This is a genomic window from Acidiphilium rubrum, assembly GCF_900156265.1.
In the GTDB taxonomy this organism is placed as follows: Bacteria; Pseudomonadota; Alphaproteobacteria; order Acetobacterales; family Acetobacteraceae; genus Acidiphilium; species Acidiphilium rubrum.
In genome coordinates this window covers 12,940-30,483 of record NZ_FTNE01000013.1, presented here as the reverse complement: position 1 = coordinate 30,483, position 17,544 = coordinate 12,940, and the positions used below count along the sequence as shown (strand labels likewise).

The window sequence follows — 17,544 nt, the reverse complement described above, 5'->3', positions numbered from 1 at the left end:
ACGGCCCTCAGAATCCATTGGTATTTCTGCGTACCCATACACGTCACTGATGTGGCGATGGTCGTTTCGGGAATTGAATTCGCCTTCGCAAAATAGAATTCCCACCCGCCATCATGGAGCCAACACTCCAACCCTGCGTCAGAACGCCTCGAACTCTCCGGCCTGATGCGTCGATGGCTGCTCCGGCACGCCGCGCAACCGGCACGACAGATCGGCCAGCGTCACCACGCTCGCCGCCGGATCCGGATCGACCGACCACGCCTCCGGCACCGAAGGCCGCAACGCCCGCATGAAATCGCTCAGCCCATAAAGCCGTTGGGTGATCAGATCGATGATCTGCGCCTCCTGATGACACGCGAAATCATCCGCCGCCCTGAGCATCGCCGGACCGAGAACCGCCTGGAATTGCTCAGCCAGGCGCCCAAGCTCGACAAGCTCCGCCTCAACCGTGATCAGCAGATCGCCAACCAATACCTGTGACTGACTCAAAACAGCTCCACCGTGCCGGCCGTGCTGAACGATGGCGGCGGGACAAGGTTGGCCTCGGCGCGGGACACGGCACCATTGCTGCTGTTCAGCAACGTCTGTCGCGCCCGCCCCGATACCGGCCAGAACTGAATCCGCCGCCCCTGATTCCCCCGCAGACTACCGCCGACGATCGCAATTCCCTCCGCCTGCAAAAACCGCTCGGCAAAAGCCGCATTCAACTGTCCCACATCCGTCAAGCCGGCCATCATGCACGACCCGCCGAACAACTTCGCCTGCAAACGGCGACGCTGCGCGCCCTGCCGGAGCAGCCCATTGACCAGAAGCTCCATCGAATAGGCACCATAGCGCATCGCATCCCCGCCTCGGTTCGCCTGTCCAGGGTCGGTTCGATCACCAGGCAACAGAAAATGATTCATACCACCAACCCCGGCGTCCCGATCCCACATGCATGCCGCGATGCACGATCCCAAAATCGTCGTCAGCACGACGCCAGGGTCATTCGAAACCTGCTGCTCGCCTTGCACGATGTTGATCTTGCGTTCGACGATAACATCCAGTTCCGTCGGTGAGCTCATTTCAAGGCACCGATGACCGCCTCGATCTTTTCGCGCAGCGACTCCGGCGTGAAGGGCTTGACCAGATAGTTGTTGACCCCGTGCTCAACCGCGCTCAGCACCATCTGCTTGTCGGCACGCCCGGTCAGCATGATGAAGGCGGTCTTGCTGATCGGCCCATGAGCACGCACCGCTCGCAACAGACTCAAACCGTTCATATTCGGCATGTTGTAATCGGAAATGATCAGATGGATCGGCGTCTTGTGAGTCAGAATGACCTTGAGCGCCTCCTCGCCATCAGCCGCTTCAAGAATTTCGCCAACCCCCCACTGTTCCAACGCCATTCTGGCCAGACTGCGAATTGTCTGTTGATCATCGACAACGAGAATCGTCAGGGTATTCGCAAGAGGCATTACACTCTCTCCCTATGATGAAGGCTGGTGCTGCGTAGAATGTGGTCGGCCATTTTGCCGAGCGATAGCTGGCGCGAGACAGCGCCGATCTCGAACGCCACTTTCGGCATGCCGTAGACAATACAGCTGGCCTCATCCTGCCCGATCGTCTCCGCCCCGGCCTGGCGCATCTCCAGCAACCCCTGCGCCCCGTCCCGCCCCATGCCGGTCAGGATCACACCCAGCGATCTGGCACCGATCACCCGCGCCACCGAGCCGAACAACACATCCGCCGACGGCCGATGCCCGCTGACCCGCTCGCCATCATGCAACCGGCAGCGCGGCCTGCTCGGATTGGCGATCTCCAGATGCGCGCTGCCCGGCGCCAGATAGATATGCCCGGGCAACACCAACATGCCGTCTTCCGCTTCCGCGACCTCGGGAGCACACAGCCGGTTGAGCCGCTCTGCAAAACTCTTGGTAAACGTTGCCGGCATATGCTGCGTGATCAACACCGGCGGACAATTCGCCGGAAACCGTGACAGCACCGCGATCAACGCCTCCACACCGCCGGTGGACGACCCGATCGCCACAACCCTGCCATCCGGCGCGAACCGCCCGTTACGGTCGGGTGTCACCGGCTCGGCGGGCGCAAAACTGCGAGGCTGCATCCGCGATTTTGCGGCCGCCCTCACTTTCTCGGGCAGTTGGTCGAAATCGTGATAGTCGCCGTTGGATGGTTTCGCGACGCAATCGAACGCACCACACTCGAGCGCCCGCAATGTCACGGAGGCACCGGCCTGGGTCAGGCTCGAAACCATGATGACGGGCGTTGGCCGCAGCCGCATGATCTTCTCGAGAAACTCGAGACCGTTCATGTTCGGCATCTCGACATCCAACGTGATCACATCGGGATTCAACTGCTTGATCGCCGTCCGCGCCTCCAGCGGATCGGCCGCGTGGCCGACCACTTCGATCTGCGGATCCTGCCTGAGCACAGCGGAAATCAATTCCCGCATCGTTGCCGAATCATCAACCACCAGAACCCTGACGCTCATCGGCGCGTCTCCTTGCCGACCAGCGGCCGATACGTGGTAATCCCATCGCTGCGCAACAGCCGCTCGGCCGGACCGCTCACGCGCTCCGAATGACCAATGTAGAGCGCACCTGCAGGATCGAGCAGCGGCACCATGCGCGACCAGATCGCCCCCTGCGTTGGATCATCGAAATAGATCGCCACATTGCGACAGAAAATCGCATGAAACCGCCCCTGCATCGGCCAGTCACCGATCAGGTTGAGCCGGCGAAACTCCACCAGCGCACGCGCCTGCTCTGCAATTCGCACCATGCCCCGATCACCGTCGGCCGGTGAAAACCAGCGCTGCCGCAGATCAGGCGGCACCGGCTCGATCGCATTTTTGTCGTACAGCCCGGCCTTGCCCGTCGCGATCATGTTGGGGTCAATGTCGGTAGCTAGAATCCGGATATCGCGCTGCGCCGCATCCGGCAGCAACGACAGAACCGTCAACGCGATCGAGTATGGCTCCTGACCGCTCGAACACGCGGACGACCACAGCCGCACCCGGCCCCCCTTGCGCGCGCTCGCGATCAACGGCGGCAAAATCTGCGTGCGCAAATGCTCGAAATGATGCGGCTCCCGATAAAACCGCGTCACATTCGTTGTCAGTGCGGCCAGCATCTCCTGCCGCTCGTCGCTCCCCTCGGCACTGCTCACAAGTTCGCAATATTGCGAGAAATTCCTCAGCCCCAGGGCGCGCAACCGCTTGGCGAGCCTGGAATAGACCAGGGTCGCCTTGTGGTCGGGCATCGCGATGCCGGCATCGGCGTAGATCATCGCCGAAATCTGGCGAAAATCCTCCCCGGTCAAACGATACTCGCCACCGTCGATCAGGCTGCGTCCATTGGCTGGGCTGATTGCCGTACTCATGCTGCCTGACGCTCGTCGGCCGGCAGAATATGATCCAGCGAAATGAGGCTGATCATCCGCCCATCCACCGGCAGCAGCCCGCGCACAAACGCCTTGACCAGATCGGACGCGACATCCGGGGTCGGTTGGATCGCATTGTCGTTCAACGTCAGGATATCCGACACCGCATCGACCAGCAGCCCGACCTGCTGGTTATGGATCTGGGTCACGATGATCACATGCCGCGCGGTCGGCGCCGATCCCGGCAGGCCGAGCCGCACCGCGAAATCCACGATCGGCAGCACCGCACCGCGTAGATTGATGACACCGCAAATATACCGCGGCGCCTGGGGTAGCGCGGTCGCCGCCGTCCATCCACGGATCTCCCGGACCGCCATGATGTTGACGCAGAACTCCTGCTGCCCAACACGAAATGCAATCAATTCGCGGCCCTCGGCCCCGTTCGTGAGCGGTTCATTCATGGCTTAACTCGCTTGTAAAAGAAATGGTTCGGCCCGCAGCGCGTCACCACGGAGAATTTCGGTCCTCGTCACCGAGACGATCGCATCGACATCGAGAATAAGAGCAACGCGCCCGTCGCCCATCACCGTAGCGGCGGCGATACCGGGCACCGCCCGGTAATTCGCCTCAAGACTCTTGATCACAACCTGGCGCTGGCCCTGGATCGCATCGACAATGAGCACCGCACGGATGCCGCCCTCACCTTCGACCAGCAAAGCCACGCTCTTGTCCGCCTCGAGCGGCGCGTCACGATATCCGAGCGCCATGCTGACATCGACCAGCGGAATATAGCGCCCGCGCATCGCCACAACCCGCACATCCGTGCCGAGCGTGTGAACATTGGCAGCCTGCGGCTGCAAGGTTTCGATGATCGCGCTGAGCGGAACAATCAGCGTATGGCCGGCCACACTGACCACCATGCCATCGAGCACAGCGAGCGTCAGCGGCAGGCTGAGCGTAAAGGTCGAACCAGCCCCCGGCCGCGATGCAATGGAAATCCGCCCGCCGAGCGACTGAACCGAGCGCCGCACCACATCCATGCCCACCCCGCGGCCGGAGATGTCCGAAACCGTACTCGCGGTCGAAAAACCAGGCAGGAAGATCAGATTGTCGGTCTCTTCATCGCTCAACTGCGCTTCCGGCGCGATCAACCCCCTCTCGATCGCCTTCGCCTTGACCCGTTCGCGATTGATCCCGGCACCATCATCCGCAACCTCGATCACGATCCGCCCGGAACGATGCAGCGCCGTCAGCTTGACCACCCCCTCCTCCGGCTTGCCGGCCGCGAGCCGTGCATCGGTCGGCTCGAGCCCATGGTCGATCGCGTTGCGGATCATATGGGTCAACGGATCGGCGATCCGCTCGATGACCGTTTTATCGACCTCCGTGCCCTCGCCATCGGTCAACAGCCGGACCTGCTTGCCGGTCATCGCCGCCACCTCGCGCACCAGACGGGGCATGCGCTGGAACACCGAGCGAACCGGCTGCGCGCGGATCGCCATCACGCTGTCCTGGATCTCGCGGGTCAGATGCTCAAGCTCGTCGAGCGCAGCCGCCACACCCGAGGCACGCGCCAGCCCGGCTTCCATGACGCGCTGAGTCAGCATCGCCTCGTTGATGACCAGTTCGCCCACCAGGTCGATCAGGCGATCCACCCGGTCAAGATCCACCCGGATCGTAGCCCCGACCGCAGAGCCGCCATCACTTTTGGACGATGTCCCGTCCACGGCCGGCGGCGCACCCTGACGAGACCGCGCCGCGGGCTGATCATGATCGGGCTGTGACACGCTCTGTTGTGCCTTGCGGATCATGGCCAGCACGTCCGCATCCGTGGGAATATCGCTGCTGGCCGTCGCGTTAGCCGCCATGATCGGAACGGGCGAGCGGATCGTCTCCGCGCTTCCAGCGCCGCCCTCATCAACGCCCGGCTGCGGCAGGCTCGCCTCATCGGCCTGGTCCGATGCGCGGCTGATCAAAAGTTCGCAATCGTCCTCGACGAATTCGAATGCGCTGCGAATGGCCTGTTCATCGCAGTCGGACTGCAGCGTAATGGTCCATTTTAAATACGCGCCTTCGGGATCGAGATCGGCAAAGTCGGGGAGCGATGACGTGTCAACCGTCACACTCACCGGACCGAGCCCGCTGACTTCACGCAGCAGCAGCGCTGCCTCGTTCGCATTGCCATAAAGATCGGCAAGCGGCCGAAACTTGATGATCCAGCCAGTGGGTCGCGTCGTCTCCGCTTCGACCGCGACCGGCAACGGCAGAAACGTCAGATCGCCGAGCCCGTCATCCTCGTCGTCCTCGGCATGACCATCGTCCGTCGGACCTCCATTGGTCAGTGCCTTGAGCGCCGCGGCCAGCGATGTCGTCTGCGCCTCATCAGGCGTGGCACCATCGCGCGCGCAGCGGACCAGATCCGCCAGCGCGTCAGATGCCCGGAGCAACAGCCGCACCGCATTTGCCGAGGCATCCAGCTTGCCCGCGCGCACCTGATCGAGCGCTGTCTCGAACACATGAGCAAAGCGAACCAGATCCTCCAGCCCAAACGCGCCAGCCCCGCCTTTGACCGAATGAACGGCCCGGAACACGGCATTGACCGTCTCCTGATCGGTCTCGCCGCCCTCCATCCGCATCAGGCCGCTCTCAAGTTCGGAAAGCTGCTCCTCGCATTCCTGGAAAAAAGTATCACGGATCGCCGCCATCGGGTCCATTGCGTGCTATCCTCCTTACGCGGCTACACGTCGGATGACGTCGACCAGCTTGACCGGATCGAACGGCTTGACGATCCAACCCGTCGCACCCGCCGCCTTCGCACGGCTCTTCTTTTCGGCATCGACCTCGGTGGTCAGCACCAGAACCGGCGTCGATCGCCAGGTAACGTCGCGCCGCACCGCTTCGATAAAACCGAACCCGTCCATTCGCGGCATGTTGATGTCAGTGACGATGACGTCTGGCGTTTCATCGCGCAGCACCTCCAACCCGTGCACGCCATCCTCCGCCTGTACGACTCGGAAACCGGCCTCCACCAAGGACAAGCGCAGCATGTCGCGCATCGTCCGTGAATCGTCCACCGTCAATATTGTCTTGATCACGCGCGTATTTCCCTTCGATGATCGAACGCGGCGGGCTCGATGCCCATCAGTTCCAGCGTGGCGATCACGCCGGGCGAAAATCCCTCGACCAGAAACCCGTGCTGATCGGCGGCCCAGCTTGCGCGCGCCGCAAGCAACACCTGCAAGCATTGCCCTCCAATTCGTTCAACCGCACTGGCATCGATGACAAGATCATGCCCGCGCTGGCCGCGCAGAAGTGCATAAAGCGGCGCTGCCGCCTTGATATCGAGGAGGGGATCAAGCCTTAGCTTCACTGGCTCGGAGGCCTTGGCAGGATGCGACCGCTTTTTCATAAGGCTTAGAATTCCTCCCAACTATCGGCATCCGCCGCGACTGCGAGCTTGCGGGCCGCAGCGGTTGCCGTCACCTTCAACTGCGCTACCGCTGGACGGGACGTTGCTCTTGCAGGGCGCTCCATCGGCGCAGGTCTTGCCGCGGGTTTGCGCGGCGCGTGGCGCGATGATTGTTCGGCAACATCGCCGATCTCAAATTGGGCGATCAGCGATGCGAGTTGCTCCGTCTCTTGCGCGAGCGCATGGCTTGCCGCGGTCGATTGCTCGACCATCGCGGCGTTTTGCTGGGTGACCTGATCCATCTGATTGACCGCCGCATTCACCTGGTGCAGCCCCGTCGCCTGCTCCTGCGCGGAGGCGGCAATCTGGATAACCACCTCGTTGATCTCGCCGATCTGGATGACCAGTCGCTGCAAAGCCTTGCCCGTCTGTCCGACCAGATCAACGCCGCTGCCGACTTGTTTGGATGATGTCGAAATCAGCGCCTTGATCTCCTTCGCCGCATCCGCCGATCGTTGCGCGAGCGCCCTGACCTCCGATGCGACGACCGCGAATCCGCGCCCCGCATCGCCGGCTCGCGCGGCCTCGACCCCCGCATTCAGCGCCAGCAGATTGGTCTGGAAGGCGATTTCATCGATCACGCCGATGATGTTGCTGATCTGCAGCGACGATGCCTCGATCCCGCTCATCGCCGCGACGGCCTCACGCACCACAGCGCCGCTGCGTTCCGCATCCGCCTGCGCCGCACCAACCACGTCACGCGCATGGGTGGCACCCTCGGCAGTCTTGCCGACTGTCGCGGTAATCTGATCCAGCGCCGCCGCGGTCTCTTCGAGGCTGGCCGCCTGTTGCTCGGTACGACGCGACAAATCATCGGCGGCGGACGAGATCTCGCCCGTGCCCGATCGGATCGCTGCGGTATTGGTGGCAATCGTCTTCATGGTATCCTGAAGTCGGCCGAGTGCTCCATTGAAGTTGCCACGCAGGCGCTCATAGTCTGGGGCGAATGCCTGGGTGAGGCGATAGGTGAGCGCACCCGACGAGAGCCGCTCGAGCCCCTCGGCCAGAGCGTGAACGACATGCTCAAGATCCTTGGCAGCGGCATCACGTTCGGCTTCGGCACGCGCCCGTTGCGCTTCAAGCTCCATGCGCGAGGTCAGCCCCTCCTCGGCCTTGTTGCGGGCGACCAGCGCGGTCCGAAAGCTGTTCATCGCCTTGGTGATCCGCCCAACACAGTCACGATGCTGGGTGAAGCGGACCGGCGATTCAAGATCGCCCGCCGCCAGCGCCTCCATCCGTTCAACCGTTGCCACATAAGGATTGGCGATGACCTGCCGCAAGAAATAGCCTAGCCCGATCGAGATCAGCAGCGCGGTCGCACAGACCGCAATGGGAACTCGATCCAGCACCGGATCGGCGGAGGCGCTCGCCACGACAGCAAGGCAGATGAGCAGCAACGCGCTCTCCATCGCAAATGCCAGTGTAAGCTTCAGACGGATCGGAGCAGTCTCGCGAAACCATGTTAGCATGTGCGCCTCATTACTTGTCTTGCTGGTTAAAGTTGAGGTCGAAATCATTGGTATGCCTGCGCATGAAAGTTCCGACCGACGTTTCGTATCGTCACGATAGCGAACAAAAATTACTCATCCGTTAACAGAGAGTCTGAACCATCGCCTTGGCCGGCGCGCCGATGCCGGGTTCAAAAATCGACCCGCGGATGTAACAACGGGTTCTCCGGCCGCATCGGATCGGGCCCGAAAACGTGCGCCTCATTTCGTTCCATAGATTTGAACGCCTCAAGACACCCGGAGACGAAATTGCGCCGGTTATCCGTATGTTAAGATTTTGCGGGCAGTATGATCCGGCGTTGATCTTGTCGGTATCGAATAGAGAGGCCTCCTTTGACCAGAATTCTCACGACGAGCATGGACCGCGCGGCGAAGCGCTCTCGTCCGGCGGCGCCACGGCTATGAATACGTTTCTGCTTGCCGGCTCTGCGATCGTCATCGGCGGCCTCGGTTTTCGAATCATGCGGGCGTGGGTGAGACATCAGTTGACGCCCGTGTGCAAACACGTTGCTGCCGTGGTTGAGCGGGCGGCGGAGCATGAGCGCATGGTGCTGGCGCAGAACGCACTCAGCCAGAATATCGACATGCTGCGCAGCATGACCCAGGCTTATGGCGATGCGCGACTGGACGGCGATGATCTCTGGTTCGGCAACCACCGGATCAACGGCGACTTTCAACTCGTCGATCAGGTAAAAGCAAAATTTGGCGGTGCGGCAACGATTTTCGCGCGCGACCGGCGTGTGTCCACGAACATCCTGAACCCGGGCGGCGCGCGCGCGGTCGGTACCGCGCTGGCGCCCGGGCCGGTGCATGACCGTGTGCTCGGGCAGGGGCTCAGCTACCGCGGCGTCACCGACATTCTCGGCGAACCTTATATAACCGTCTATGAGCCTATCCTGCGCGACGATCAGGTCATCGGCATCATGTTCGTCGGCGTGCCGTCCGCATCGATCGTCGGCTCCCATACCAAAACCGCCTCGACCGTGCCCTGCTTCAAGGCGATCGCGGCCAATATCGATAATATGGAGGCGATCGAATCGGGACAATTGGCCGCCGCAGAACTTGCTTTTGCCAAGCGTCAGGAAGCCGATGACGTCAACCGGCGATTGGCGGCCGAGCGGCAATCGATCGCCCGAAGCCAGACGCTCGCCATCACCGCGATTGCGGCTGGTCTGGAGCAGCTGGCAGCCGGTAACCTCACCTATCGGATCGATGGTGTTCTGCCCGGCAGCTACGAAAAACTCGGGCGTGACTTCAACGGCGCCATCGCAAAATTACAGACCACCATGACGGCCATTGCCGCGAGCAGCGCAGGCGTGCGGGCCGGAGCCAGCGAGATCACCCATGCGTCCGACGATCTGGCCCGGCGCACCGAGCAACAAGCGGCAACGCTCGAAGAGACGGCCGCCGCAATGGATCAGATCACCGCAACGGTCAGGACCACGGCGCTGCGCAGCAGCGACGCACGGGATCTGGCATCGGCGGCTGGTCAGGATGCAAAACATTCCAGTGACGTCGTGCTCGAAACCGTGAACGCGATGAGCGCGATCGAGGGATCATCCCGCCAGATCGACAAGATTGTCGGCCTGATCGACGAGATTGCCTTCCAGACGAATTTGCTGGCCCTGAACGCCGGGATCGAGGCCGCACGCGCGGGTGATGCCGGGCGCGGATTCGCCGTCGTCGCAACCGAAGTGCGCGCCCTGGCCCAACGCTCGGCCACTGCAGCAAAGGAAATTCAAGGGCTGATCACCGCATCCGGGCAGCAGGTTGCGGTCGGTGTCCGCCTGGTGGGCGAGACGGGGCAGGCGCTCGGCCGGATCGCGGATCAGGTTACCCGGCTCAACGTGCTCATCACCGACATCGCGGCGTCGGCCAGCGAGCAGTCCACCGGGCTGCATGAAGTCAATACGGCGGTCAACCAGATGGATCAGGTCACGCAACAGAACGCCGCCATGGTCGAACAAGCGACGGCCGCGAGCCATGGTCTCGCCAATGAAGCTGCCGAACTCGCAAGACTGGTCGAGGAATTCGTCATTGGCGACGGCACGCCGCCGCCGGCGCATCAGCGCCCGGTGGAACGGCGCAACCTGGCCACACGGCCCTTTGCCAACGGCCCCGTCAAGCCGCGCACGAAATCCGCACCGTTGGTGGCAAAAGGCAAACCGAAACTGGTCGCCGTCAGTTCGAGCGACCCTGCGTGGCAAGAGTTCTGAAACATGCGCTCCGTGGTGGTCGGCTCACAATGAGGCCGGGCCTCGTCGGCCCTCGGCTCGCTCGATCACTTCTGCTCTGGTTTGCGCCTGGTTTGATCTTGGTGGGCATCTTGAGTTTCGAGGCCTTCGAGCTGCGTGCTGCGCAACAGACGATTGCCCATCGCGCCCGGACCGATGCCACCGAATACGCGGGCAGTATCGCGCGCCACCTGTTCGCGCAGTTCGCCGAGCTTGAATTCATCGGCGTCAGCCTGCTCGCCCCGCGTCCGGATGGAACGGTGCGGCCCACCGCCCGGTCGGTCGTGGCGCTGCGCCGCTTCATGGCGCTGCACCCCAGCCTGTACGCCTTCAATATCCAGTCTGCGGACGGCAACACGATCGTCTGGTCCACCCAGCAACAGGCCGCCAAACCGATCACCAGCGCCGCCGGGTTCACCCCCCTGCCCGGCCACCCGGATTACCTGCTCGGCCGCCCGCGCTATGCTGCGCGGGTTGGTACCTACGCCATTACCATGCGCTTTCGCGCCGTCGGCGCCAGCGGCGCGACACGCTATTTCGTTGGCACACCCTACCGTCTCGAGCAGTTGCTGGCGTATCCGAACGTGTTTTCGCGCCCCTGGGCGCTCACCACGGTGGATGCGCGCAGCCAGCGCCCGATCGGGCAATGGCGGAGTGGGCTGCTGTTCTTTCCCCCGAACCGACCCGGCGTGGGGAACCCCCTGGAAGCGACGGGTGACAGTGAAAGCAACATCAGCGTACCGGGGTTGCCGTTGAACGTGCGCGTTTCCTGGCCGGTTATCTGTGCGCCCCGGCTATGGGCCACGGAGGGCTGGGTGCGCTGGATCATGGAACTGCTGGTTCTGATCGGCATCATTGTCCTCACGCGCCAGATCGAACAGAGCCAGCGCGCCCGTGATGACGCCGCCGCGGCCATCGAGCAGGCACGCCGGCATGATCGCCTGACCGGCGCGCTGTCGCGCATCGGCTTCGAGGAACAGATCATCAGCCTGGCGGAACGGCTGGCACCGGGGGCGCAGTTGTCCGCCTTCGTAATCGACATCTGCAATTTCACCGCCCTGAACCGGCGTTTGGGGGCCGCCGCGGGCGATCGGATCCTGATCGAACTGGCGGCACGCCTGACCACACTGCCCGGCGCGCGGCTGGTGGCGCGGGTTGGCGCGGATTCCTTTGCGTTCGCCCGGATCGATCCGGCACGCGGCATCGTCCATACCCATATCGAGACGGCCCTGGGCATCGCCGAGCAACGGTTCCGCCCGTCCGAGGGTATCGCGGAACATCTGACCTTGTCGCTCGGCTGCGCCATCCACGGCGAAGACACCGAGACACCGAACGCCCTGCTGTCCGTCGCCGAAGCCGCCGTTTTCGGACAGGCCCGGCGCCAGTCTGCGACGAGACGGCAGACGCTCGAACCATACGGCGATCAGGCCGGGCCGTTGCTGGGGTGGGCGCACCGGTTTCTGGCGAACCGGTTCGATGAACTCGGTATGGGCCTGCTCGATTACGTGCAGGCCGACCGGCGCAATGCAGCGGTCACCAAGGCGATGACGCCGCTGGTAGTTGCACGGTTCGGCGTGCTCCTGCCGCGCTACATCGAAATGCTGCTCGATCCTGCGCTGAGCCGCGAGGAGCATGCTGAACAGGCCCGCCAGCTCGGCCGGCTGCATGCCGCACTCGGCGTGCCCGCCAACGGCGTAACCGCGACGATGAGTTGGCTCTATCAAGCGATCGCGATGATGAGCCAGCAAGTCCCGGGTCGCCTGAGCCAGCGCCAGATCTATCTCGACATTGTCCTGCGACGAATCGAATTCGACCTGGAATCGCAGCAGGAGGCCGCCGAACTACTGCGCCAGGAGATCCACGGCAGGTTGCGCGATCTCGCTTTGAGCCTGCGCCCCCTGCGCCGGCGGATCGACATTCTCGATGCCGTCGTTGCCGCCATCACCGACTGGCCGTTCATCGCGTTCGGCGCCGTCTATGGGCAGGACCCCGATGGCGCCTTTATCGTCGAGGCGGAAAGTGATGCCCACCGTGCCTGGTTCGAAAAGCACCCCGACCAGAAAATTCATGGCAAACGCCTCACGCCGGCCAGCCTGCACCCGGTGGCCGAGGCATGGGTCTCCGGCGAGCCCGTCGATATCCCGCTGATCGACGGGCAGACCGATCAGGGACCGGCATGGGCCGTCACCCTCGGCAACGCCGGGATTAGAAGCATGCTTGCCCTGCCGGTGCTCGACGCAACGGGGCGCATCCTGAGCATGATCAAACTCTACGGCCGCCTGCCCAACCTGTTCCGCACCACGCATATGCGCGAGACGGGCGAAGCCCTCAGCCTGCTGGTCAGTCGTGCGATCGAACGCACGCACGACTCAGACACAGCGATGATCTCGGCGGATGACCGAAAAGCCTGGCGCGAGCGGCTGTTCAACGGCGGCTTGCGCATGTTCATGCAGCCGATCGTCGATCTTGCCAGCGGCGCCTGCACCAAGTTCGAAGCGCTCGCACGCATCGAACTCGCCGATGGCCGGATCATCAACCCCGGCCAGTTCTTGCCCGCGCTCAGCGAGCAGGAACTCGATCATCTGTTCGTCGAAAGCCTGAACCATGCACTCGAAGCAATCCTGGAGTTTCAGAGCAAGGGCTTTAAATTCGACATCTCGGTCAATCTGCCACCGTCCACCTTGCGCAAACCCGCCTGTATCGACTGGATCCGCACGGCGCTCACCGTGCACCGGATCGACGGCGCACGACTCACGCTGGAATTGCTGGAAGATCAGGGTTTCGCCGGCGACGACGCAATCGGCGCCCGCGAAGCGGCCCGATTGCTCGAACTGGGCGTACACCTCGCGCTCGATGATCTGGGCGCCGGCTACGGCAGCCTCATTCGCCTGCGTAATCTGCCGTTCGACATTCTCAAGATCGACCAAAGCCTGGTCCGCGGCATTTCGGCGGGCGATCGGCGCAGCGTGCCGCTGGTCGAGGGGCTGGTCCAAATGGGGCGCAAGCTCGGCATCAAGGTTGCGATCGAAGGTCTCGAAACCCAGGAATTGATCGATCTCGCCCGCAGCATGGGGGCCGATTTGGGGCAGGGTTATGGCATTTCACCGCCTATGCCACAGGGCGCGGTCTTGCCGTGGCTGGTCCGCTTCATATCACGGCCGGTAGCATCTTGGTCGCAGGTGTCCGGTGCAGCCCGATTGCCCCAAGCGGAGCAGCATGGCAGCGCCGATCACCCGGCCCCCGCGTTGGCTAGCCTGCATGAGGCATAAAAGCGCGCTCAAATCGGTGGCGGGCTTGATTTCATCCGCTCCATCGCAAACCGCGACGATACGTTGCGCAGCGGAATCGCCGCGATCAGCCGGCGATAGAACGCGTCATAGGCCGGAATATCGGCCACCATGATGTGCAGCAGGTAATCGACATCGCCGCTCATCCGCCAGGCGCCGACGATTTCCGGCATGGTGGTGACGAGTTCGGCAAAGCGCGCGATCCAGGCTTCCGAATGGTCGGCCGTTTCGATCGAGGCGAACACCGAAACCGGATAGCCGAGCCGTTCGGGCGACAGCATCGCAACCCGGCCGGTGATCACCCCAGCCTCCTCCATCCGCTTGATGCGCTTCCAGCACGGCGTCGCCGACAGGCCGACCAGGCTCGCGATGGTGGCGAGTTGCATGGTGCAGTCGCGCGCGATCAACCGCAAAATCGCGCGATCGATCTTGTCGAGCGCCGGCAGGGCGCTGGGCGGCAGCGATTCAGGCAGCGCTGGCATAGCGTGGAATCTCCCGTCAGGATGAGTGGCTTCTCTGTGCGACCGCCAGGACAGAAAATCAATCTTATTTCTTGAGTATTTTGCGCTGGACAGAGAATGCCGTTTCACCACAAGTGGGAGACCGCTATATCCACCCCAGGAGATATGATGATTCCGATTGCGCTCGATCCTCGTTTTGCGCGTCTTGCGGTCGCCGGCAACGGCGCCTTGGCGCTGCGCCGGTTTCGCGCTCTGCGCGCCGCCGGCGCTGCCGATGCGCTGCTGTTTTCCGATGCCCCCGATGACGAAGCGGTGACCGAAGCGGGCGATCAACTACGCCGCGCGCTGCCCGGCCCCGATGATCTGGCAGCGCTGCACGTGCTGTGGATCGTCGATCTGCCGCGTGACCGCGCCGAACCGCTCGCCGCCGCCGCCCGAGCGCTGCGGCTGCTCGTCAATGTCGAAGACGTCCCGCCCTTGTGCGATTTTCACTCGGTCGCCGAAGTCCGGCGCGGCGACCTGCTGCTCACCATTTCCACCAACGGCCGCGCCCCCGGCCTGGCCGGCATGATCCGGCGCAATCTGGAACTGCGCTACGGCGCGGAATGGGCCGATCGCGTCGCGGAAATCGGCACCCTGCGCGCCGGTTGGCAGCGTGAGGGCATCTCGATGCCCGAAGCCGCCAAACGCATCGCCGCAATCGCCGCGGACCGGAAATGGCTGTGCGACCGGGTGTGCGATTTCGCCGCCCCGCAACCTCAAGGCTGATATCATGACAAAAACCGCCAAACTGCCCCGCACCGCGCCCTTCGCCCCCGAGGAAATCATCGCGCTCGATCAGGTGATCGGCCGCGCCTCCGCCGTGCAGCGCGCGTGGCTGACCGGGTTTCTGGCGGGGATCGATGCCGCGGGCACCGAAGCCGCCCCCCTCGCGGCGGCGCCGTCGGTCAAAACCAAACTGACCATCCTGTACGGCACCGAATCCGGCAACGCCGAAGCCCTCGCCGGTGCCGCCAAGCGCGATGCCCAGAAGCGCGGCTTCGCCCCCCGCCTGCTCGACATGGCGGACGCCGACCTCGCCACGCTGAAAGACACCGTCAACCTGCTGGTCATCGCCTCCACCTGGGGCGAAGGCGAGCCGCCGCAACGCGCCGCCCCCTTCATGCGCGCCCTGATGGCCGATGGCGCACCGACGCTCGATGGCGTGAATTTCGCAGTGCTCGCCCTCGGCGATTCCTCCTACGCGCAGTTCTGCGAAACCGGCAAACAGATCGACGCACGGTTCGAAGCGCTCGGCGGCGTCCGCATCGCCGAACGGCTCGATTGCGACCTCGATTACGAAACCCCGGCCGCCGGCTTCATCGCGTCCCTGCTCGAAAAACTGACCCCGGCCGCCGATGCCGGCTCGGTCATCCATGTCGATTTCCACCGCGCCGAAGCCGAGCCAGTCGGCAAGACCGCGCCGTTCGCCGCCGAGATCGCGGCGCTGCACGCCATCACCTCGTCGCGCTCGTCCTCGGAAACCCTGCATCTCGAACTCGACCTGACCGGTTCGGGCATCGCCTACCAACCCGGCGACACGCTGGGCATCGCGCCCGAAAACGACCCCGCCCTGGTCGGCGCCGTACTCCGCGCCACGGGCTTGCTCGACGACAGCGCCGCCCACAGCGCACTCACCCGCGAACGCGACATCACCACCCTCAGCGGCAAATTGATCCAGGATTACGCCGCCCTCACCGGCGATGCCGCCCTCGCAACCCTCGCGGCCGATGCCGAGGCGCGCGGCCGCTTCATCGCCGGCCGCCAGCCGATCGATCTGTTCGAAACCTATCCCCACACCCTGACCACCGCGCAACTCACCTCCCTGCTGCGCAAACTGCCGCCCCGCTATTACTCGATTGCCTCATCCCAACGCCTGGTCGGCGAGGCCGCCCATCTCGCCATCGCCAAGGTCGCCTACGAAAGCGAAGGCCGCGCCCGCCTCGGCGTCGCCTCCGGCATGATCGCCGAACGCCGCAAAACCGGCGGTAGCATCAATGTCCACGTCAAGGCCAACCCGCATTTCCGCCTGCCCGAAACCAACGAAACCCCGATCGTGATGATCGGCGCCGGCACCGGCATCGCGCCCTACCGCGCCTTCCTGCAGGAGCGCGAAGCCCTCGGCATCGCCGGCAAATCCTGGCTCATCTTCGGCCACCGTCACTTCCTGCACGATTTCCTCTACCAGCTCGACATCCAGGATTGGCTGAAATCCGGCGTGCTCGGCCGGCTCGACCTCGCCTTTTCGCGCGACCAGCCCGAAAAACGCTACGTCCAGCACGTGCTCTGGAACCAGCGCCACGACCTGCGCGCCCAGCTCGACCAAGGGGCCACGCTCTACCTCTGCGGCGACGCCAAGGCGATGGCCCGCGATGTCGATGCCACAATCGTCCGCATTCTCGGCAAGGACGACGCCGATCGCGGCCAGCACGAACTCGATGCGCTGATCGCCGCCGGTCGCTATAAAAAGGACGTCTACTGATGCTCGAAACCCTCACCAAGCCGGAAACCGAAGCGCTCGATCTGCTGCGCACCAGCATCGCGGCCCACCCCGGCCGCATCGCCCTGGTCTCATCCTTTGGCACCGAATCCGCCGCCCTGCTCGACCTCGTCGCGCGGATCGACCGCAGCCTGCCGGTCATCTTTCTCGATACCGGCAAACTCTTCCCCGATACCATCGCCTATCGCAACGCCCTGATCACCAGGCTGCGCCTGTCGGACGTGCGGACCATCCGCCCCGACCCCGCGCACCTCGCCAGCTTCGACCCCAACGGCACCCTGTTCGCCCGCGACCCCGATTTGTGCTGCAGCCTGCGCAAAACCATGCCGCTCGACGACGCGCTGCTGCCGTTCGAAGCCTGGATCAGCGGCCGTAAACACACCCAGTCCGACAGCCGCGCCACCCTGCAAGCCACCGAAACCGGCCCCGATGGCCGCATCATCGTCAACCCGCTGCGCGCCTGGACCCAGACCGATATCGAAACCTACTTCACCAGCCGCAACCTGCCACACCACCCGCTCCAGGCCGATGGCTTCGCCTCGATCGGCTGCCACACCTGCACCCGCCGCATCCAGCCCGGCGAACCACCCCGCGCCGGACGCTGGAGCGGTACCGGAAAAATCGAATGCGGCATCTTCCTCACACGGCCGGTCGCGGCATGAG

Annotated in this window: 16 protein-coding genes; 5 read left to right on the top strand and 11 right to left on the bottom strand. The window is 63.7% G+C overall.

From position 1 onward, the window contains the following. Positions 1-138 precede the first annotated feature (138 nt). Genes BW994_RS10920 through BW994_RS10875 form a run of 10 tightly spaced genes read right to left on the bottom strand, consistent with a single transcriptional unit; the run spans position 139 to position 8,321 of the window. Positions 139-489: a hypothetical protein gene (locus tag BW994_RS10920; RefSeq protein ID WP_139334083.1), complete on the bottom strand. Its 351-nt coding sequence runs from the start codon at positions 487-489 to the stop codon at positions 139-141. Continuing rightward, the gene (locus tag BW994_RS10915; RefSeq protein WP_029313125.1) at positions 486-1,064 is read right to left on the bottom strand and encodes a chemotaxis protein CheD; all 579 of its coding nucleotides are present in this window, start codon (positions 1,062-1,064) and stop codon (positions 486-488) included. The genes BW994_RS10920 and BW994_RS10915 overlap by 4 nt, the downstream gene beginning before the upstream one ends. Further along, complete coding sequence (locus BW994_RS10910) at positions 1,061-1,456, bottom strand: response regulator (protein WP_029313126.1); 396 nt, start codon at positions 1,454-1,456, stop codon at positions 1,061-1,063. Before BW994_RS10910 ends, BW994_RS10915 begins: the two co-directional genes overlap by 4 nt. After that, on the bottom strand, positions 1,456-2,493 hold the full coding sequence (locus BW994_RS10905) for a protein-glutamate methylesterase/protein-glutamine glutaminase (protein ID WP_029313127.1): 1,038 nt from the start codon (positions 2,491-2,493) through the stop codon (positions 1,456-1,458). Before BW994_RS10905 ends, BW994_RS10910 begins: the two co-directional genes overlap by 1 nt. Then, complete coding sequence (locus BW994_RS10900; RefSeq protein ID WP_029313128.1) at positions 2,490-3,383, bottom strand: CheR family methyltransferase; 894 nt, start codon at positions 3,381-3,383, stop codon at positions 2,490-2,492. Before BW994_RS10900 ends, BW994_RS10905 begins: the two co-directional genes overlap by 4 nt. After that, the gene (locus tag BW994_RS10895) at positions 3,380-3,844 is read right to left on the bottom strand and encodes a chemotaxis protein CheW (RefSeq protein WP_029313129.1); all 465 of its coding nucleotides are present in this window, start codon (positions 3,842-3,844) and stop codon (positions 3,380-3,382) included. Before BW994_RS10895 ends, BW994_RS10900 begins: the two co-directional genes overlap by 4 nt. Positions 3,845-3,847: 3 nt before the next feature. Further along, a complete protein-coding gene (locus tag BW994_RS10890; protein WP_029313130.1) occupies positions 3,848-6,097 on the bottom strand; it encodes a chemotaxis protein CheA in 2,250 nt (749 codons plus the stop codon). 15 nt (positions 6,098-6,112) lie between these two features. Then, positions 6,113-6,457: a response regulator gene (locus tag BW994_RS10885; protein ID WP_456303723.1), complete on the bottom strand. Its 345-nt coding sequence runs from the start codon at positions 6,455-6,457 to the stop codon at positions 6,113-6,115. Positions 6,458-6,474: 17 nt separating this feature from the next. Then, the gene (locus BW994_RS10880; protein WP_076454561.1) at positions 6,475-6,792 is read right to left on the bottom strand and encodes an STAS domain-containing protein; all 318 of its coding nucleotides are present in this window, start codon (positions 6,790-6,792) and stop codon (positions 6,475-6,477) included. A gap of 5 nt (positions 6,793-6,797) precedes the next feature. After that, on the bottom strand, positions 6,798-8,321 hold the full coding sequence (locus BW994_RS10875; protein WP_076454560.1) for a methyl-accepting chemotaxis protein: 1,524 nt from the start codon (positions 8,319-8,321) through the stop codon (positions 6,798-6,800). A gap of 440 nt (positions 8,322-8,761) precedes the next feature. Between BW994_RS10875 and BW994_RS10870 the strand changes: the two genes are divergently transcribed. Next, the gene (locus tag BW994_RS10870; protein WP_076454559.1) at positions 8,762-10,576 is read left to right on the top strand and encodes a methyl-accepting chemotaxis protein; all 1,815 of its coding nucleotides are present in this window, start codon (positions 8,762-8,764) and stop codon (positions 10,574-10,576) included. Between the two features lie 110 nt (positions 10,577-10,686). Then, positions 10,687-13,863: an EAL domain-containing protein gene (locus BW994_RS10865; protein ID WP_162176818.1), complete on the top strand. Its 3,177-nt coding sequence runs from the start codon at positions 10,687-10,689 to the stop codon at positions 13,861-13,863. Between the two features lie 8 nt (positions 13,864-13,871). On the opposite strand, the gene BW994_RS10860 is transcribed toward BW994_RS10865, so the two are convergent. Continuing rightward, positions 13,872-14,363, bottom strand: a complete 492-nt coding sequence (locus BW994_RS10860; RefSeq protein ID WP_029313136.1) for an Lrp/AsnC family transcriptional regulator — start codon at positions 14,361-14,363, stop codon at positions 13,872-13,874. A gap of 144 nt (positions 14,364-14,507) precedes the next feature. On the opposite strand from BW994_RS10860, the gene BW994_RS10855 reads away from it, so the two are divergent. The 3 genes from BW994_RS10855 to BW994_RS10845 are packed head-to-tail and all read left to right on the top strand — an operon-like array spanning position 14,508 to position 17,543. Next, a complete protein-coding gene (locus BW994_RS10855; protein WP_245594192.1) occupies positions 14,508-15,110 on the top strand; it encodes a precorrin-2 dehydrogenase/sirohydrochlorin ferrochelatase family protein in 603 nt (200 codons plus the stop codon). A gap of 4 nt (positions 15,111-15,114) precedes the next feature. After that, positions 15,115-16,863 (top strand): diflavin oxidoreductase, encoded by a 1,749-nt coding sequence (locus BW994_RS10850; RefSeq protein ID WP_029313138.1) that lies wholly within the window; start codon positions 15,115-15,117, stop codon positions 16,861-16,863. Then, positions 16,863-17,543, top strand: a complete 681-nt coding sequence (locus tag BW994_RS10845) for a phosphoadenylyl-sulfate reductase (RefSeq protein ID WP_029313139.1) — start codon at positions 16,863-16,865, stop codon at positions 17,541-17,543. Before BW994_RS10850 ends, BW994_RS10845 begins: the two co-directional genes overlap by 1 nt. The last annotated feature ends 1 nt before the right edge of the window (position 17,544 follow it).

Coding starts and splice junctions, on each gene's coding strand:
- BW994_RS10915 (WP_029313125.1), bottom strand. CDS start 1,064: ATGAGCTCACCGACGGAACTGGATGTTATCGTCGAACGCAAGATCAAC.
- BW994_RS10910 (WP_029313126.1), bottom strand. CDS start 1,456: ATGCCTCTTGCGAATACCCTGACGATTCTCGTTGTCGATGATCAACAG.
- BW994_RS10905 (WP_029313127.1), bottom strand. CDS start 2,493: ATGAGCGTCAGGGTTCTGGTGGTTGATGATTCGGCAACGATGCGGGAA.
- BW994_RS10900 (WP_029313128.1), bottom strand. CDS start 3,383: ATGAGTACGGCAATCAGCCCAGCCAATGGACGCAGCCTGATCGACGGT.
- BW994_RS10895 (WP_029313129.1), bottom strand. CDS start 3,844: ATGAATGAACCGCTCACGAACGGGGCCGAGGGCCGCGAATTGATTGCA.
- BW994_RS10890 (WP_029313130.1), bottom strand. CDS start 6,097: ATGGACCCGATGGCGGCGATCCGTGATACTTTTTTCCAGGAATGCGAG.
- BW994_RS10880 (WP_076454561.1), bottom strand. CDS start 6,792: ATGAAAAAGCGGTCGCATCCTGCCAAGGCCTCCGAGCCAGTGAAGCTA.
- BW994_RS10875 (WP_076454560.1), bottom strand. CDS start 8,321: ATGCTAACATGGTTTCGCGAGACTGCTCCGATCCGTCTGAAGCTTACA.
- BW994_RS10870 (WP_076454559.1), top strand. CDS start 8,762: ATGAATACGTTTCTGCTTGCCGGCTCTGCGATCGTCATCGGCGGCCTC.
- BW994_RS10860 (WP_029313136.1), bottom strand. CDS start 14,363: ATGCCAGCGCTGCCTGAATCGCTGCCGCCCAGCGCCCTGCCGGCGCTC.
- BW994_RS10855 (WP_245594192.1), top strand. CDS start 14,508: ATGATGATTCCGATTGCGCTCGATCCTCGTTTTGCGCGTCTTGCGGTC.
- BW994_RS10850 (WP_029313138.1), top strand. CDS start 15,115: ATGACAAAAACCGCCAAACTGCCCCGCACCGCGCCCTTCGCCCCCGAG.
- BW994_RS10845 (WP_029313139.1), top strand. CDS start 16,863: ATGCTCGAAACCCTCACCAAGCCGGAAACCGAAGCGCTCGATCTGCTG.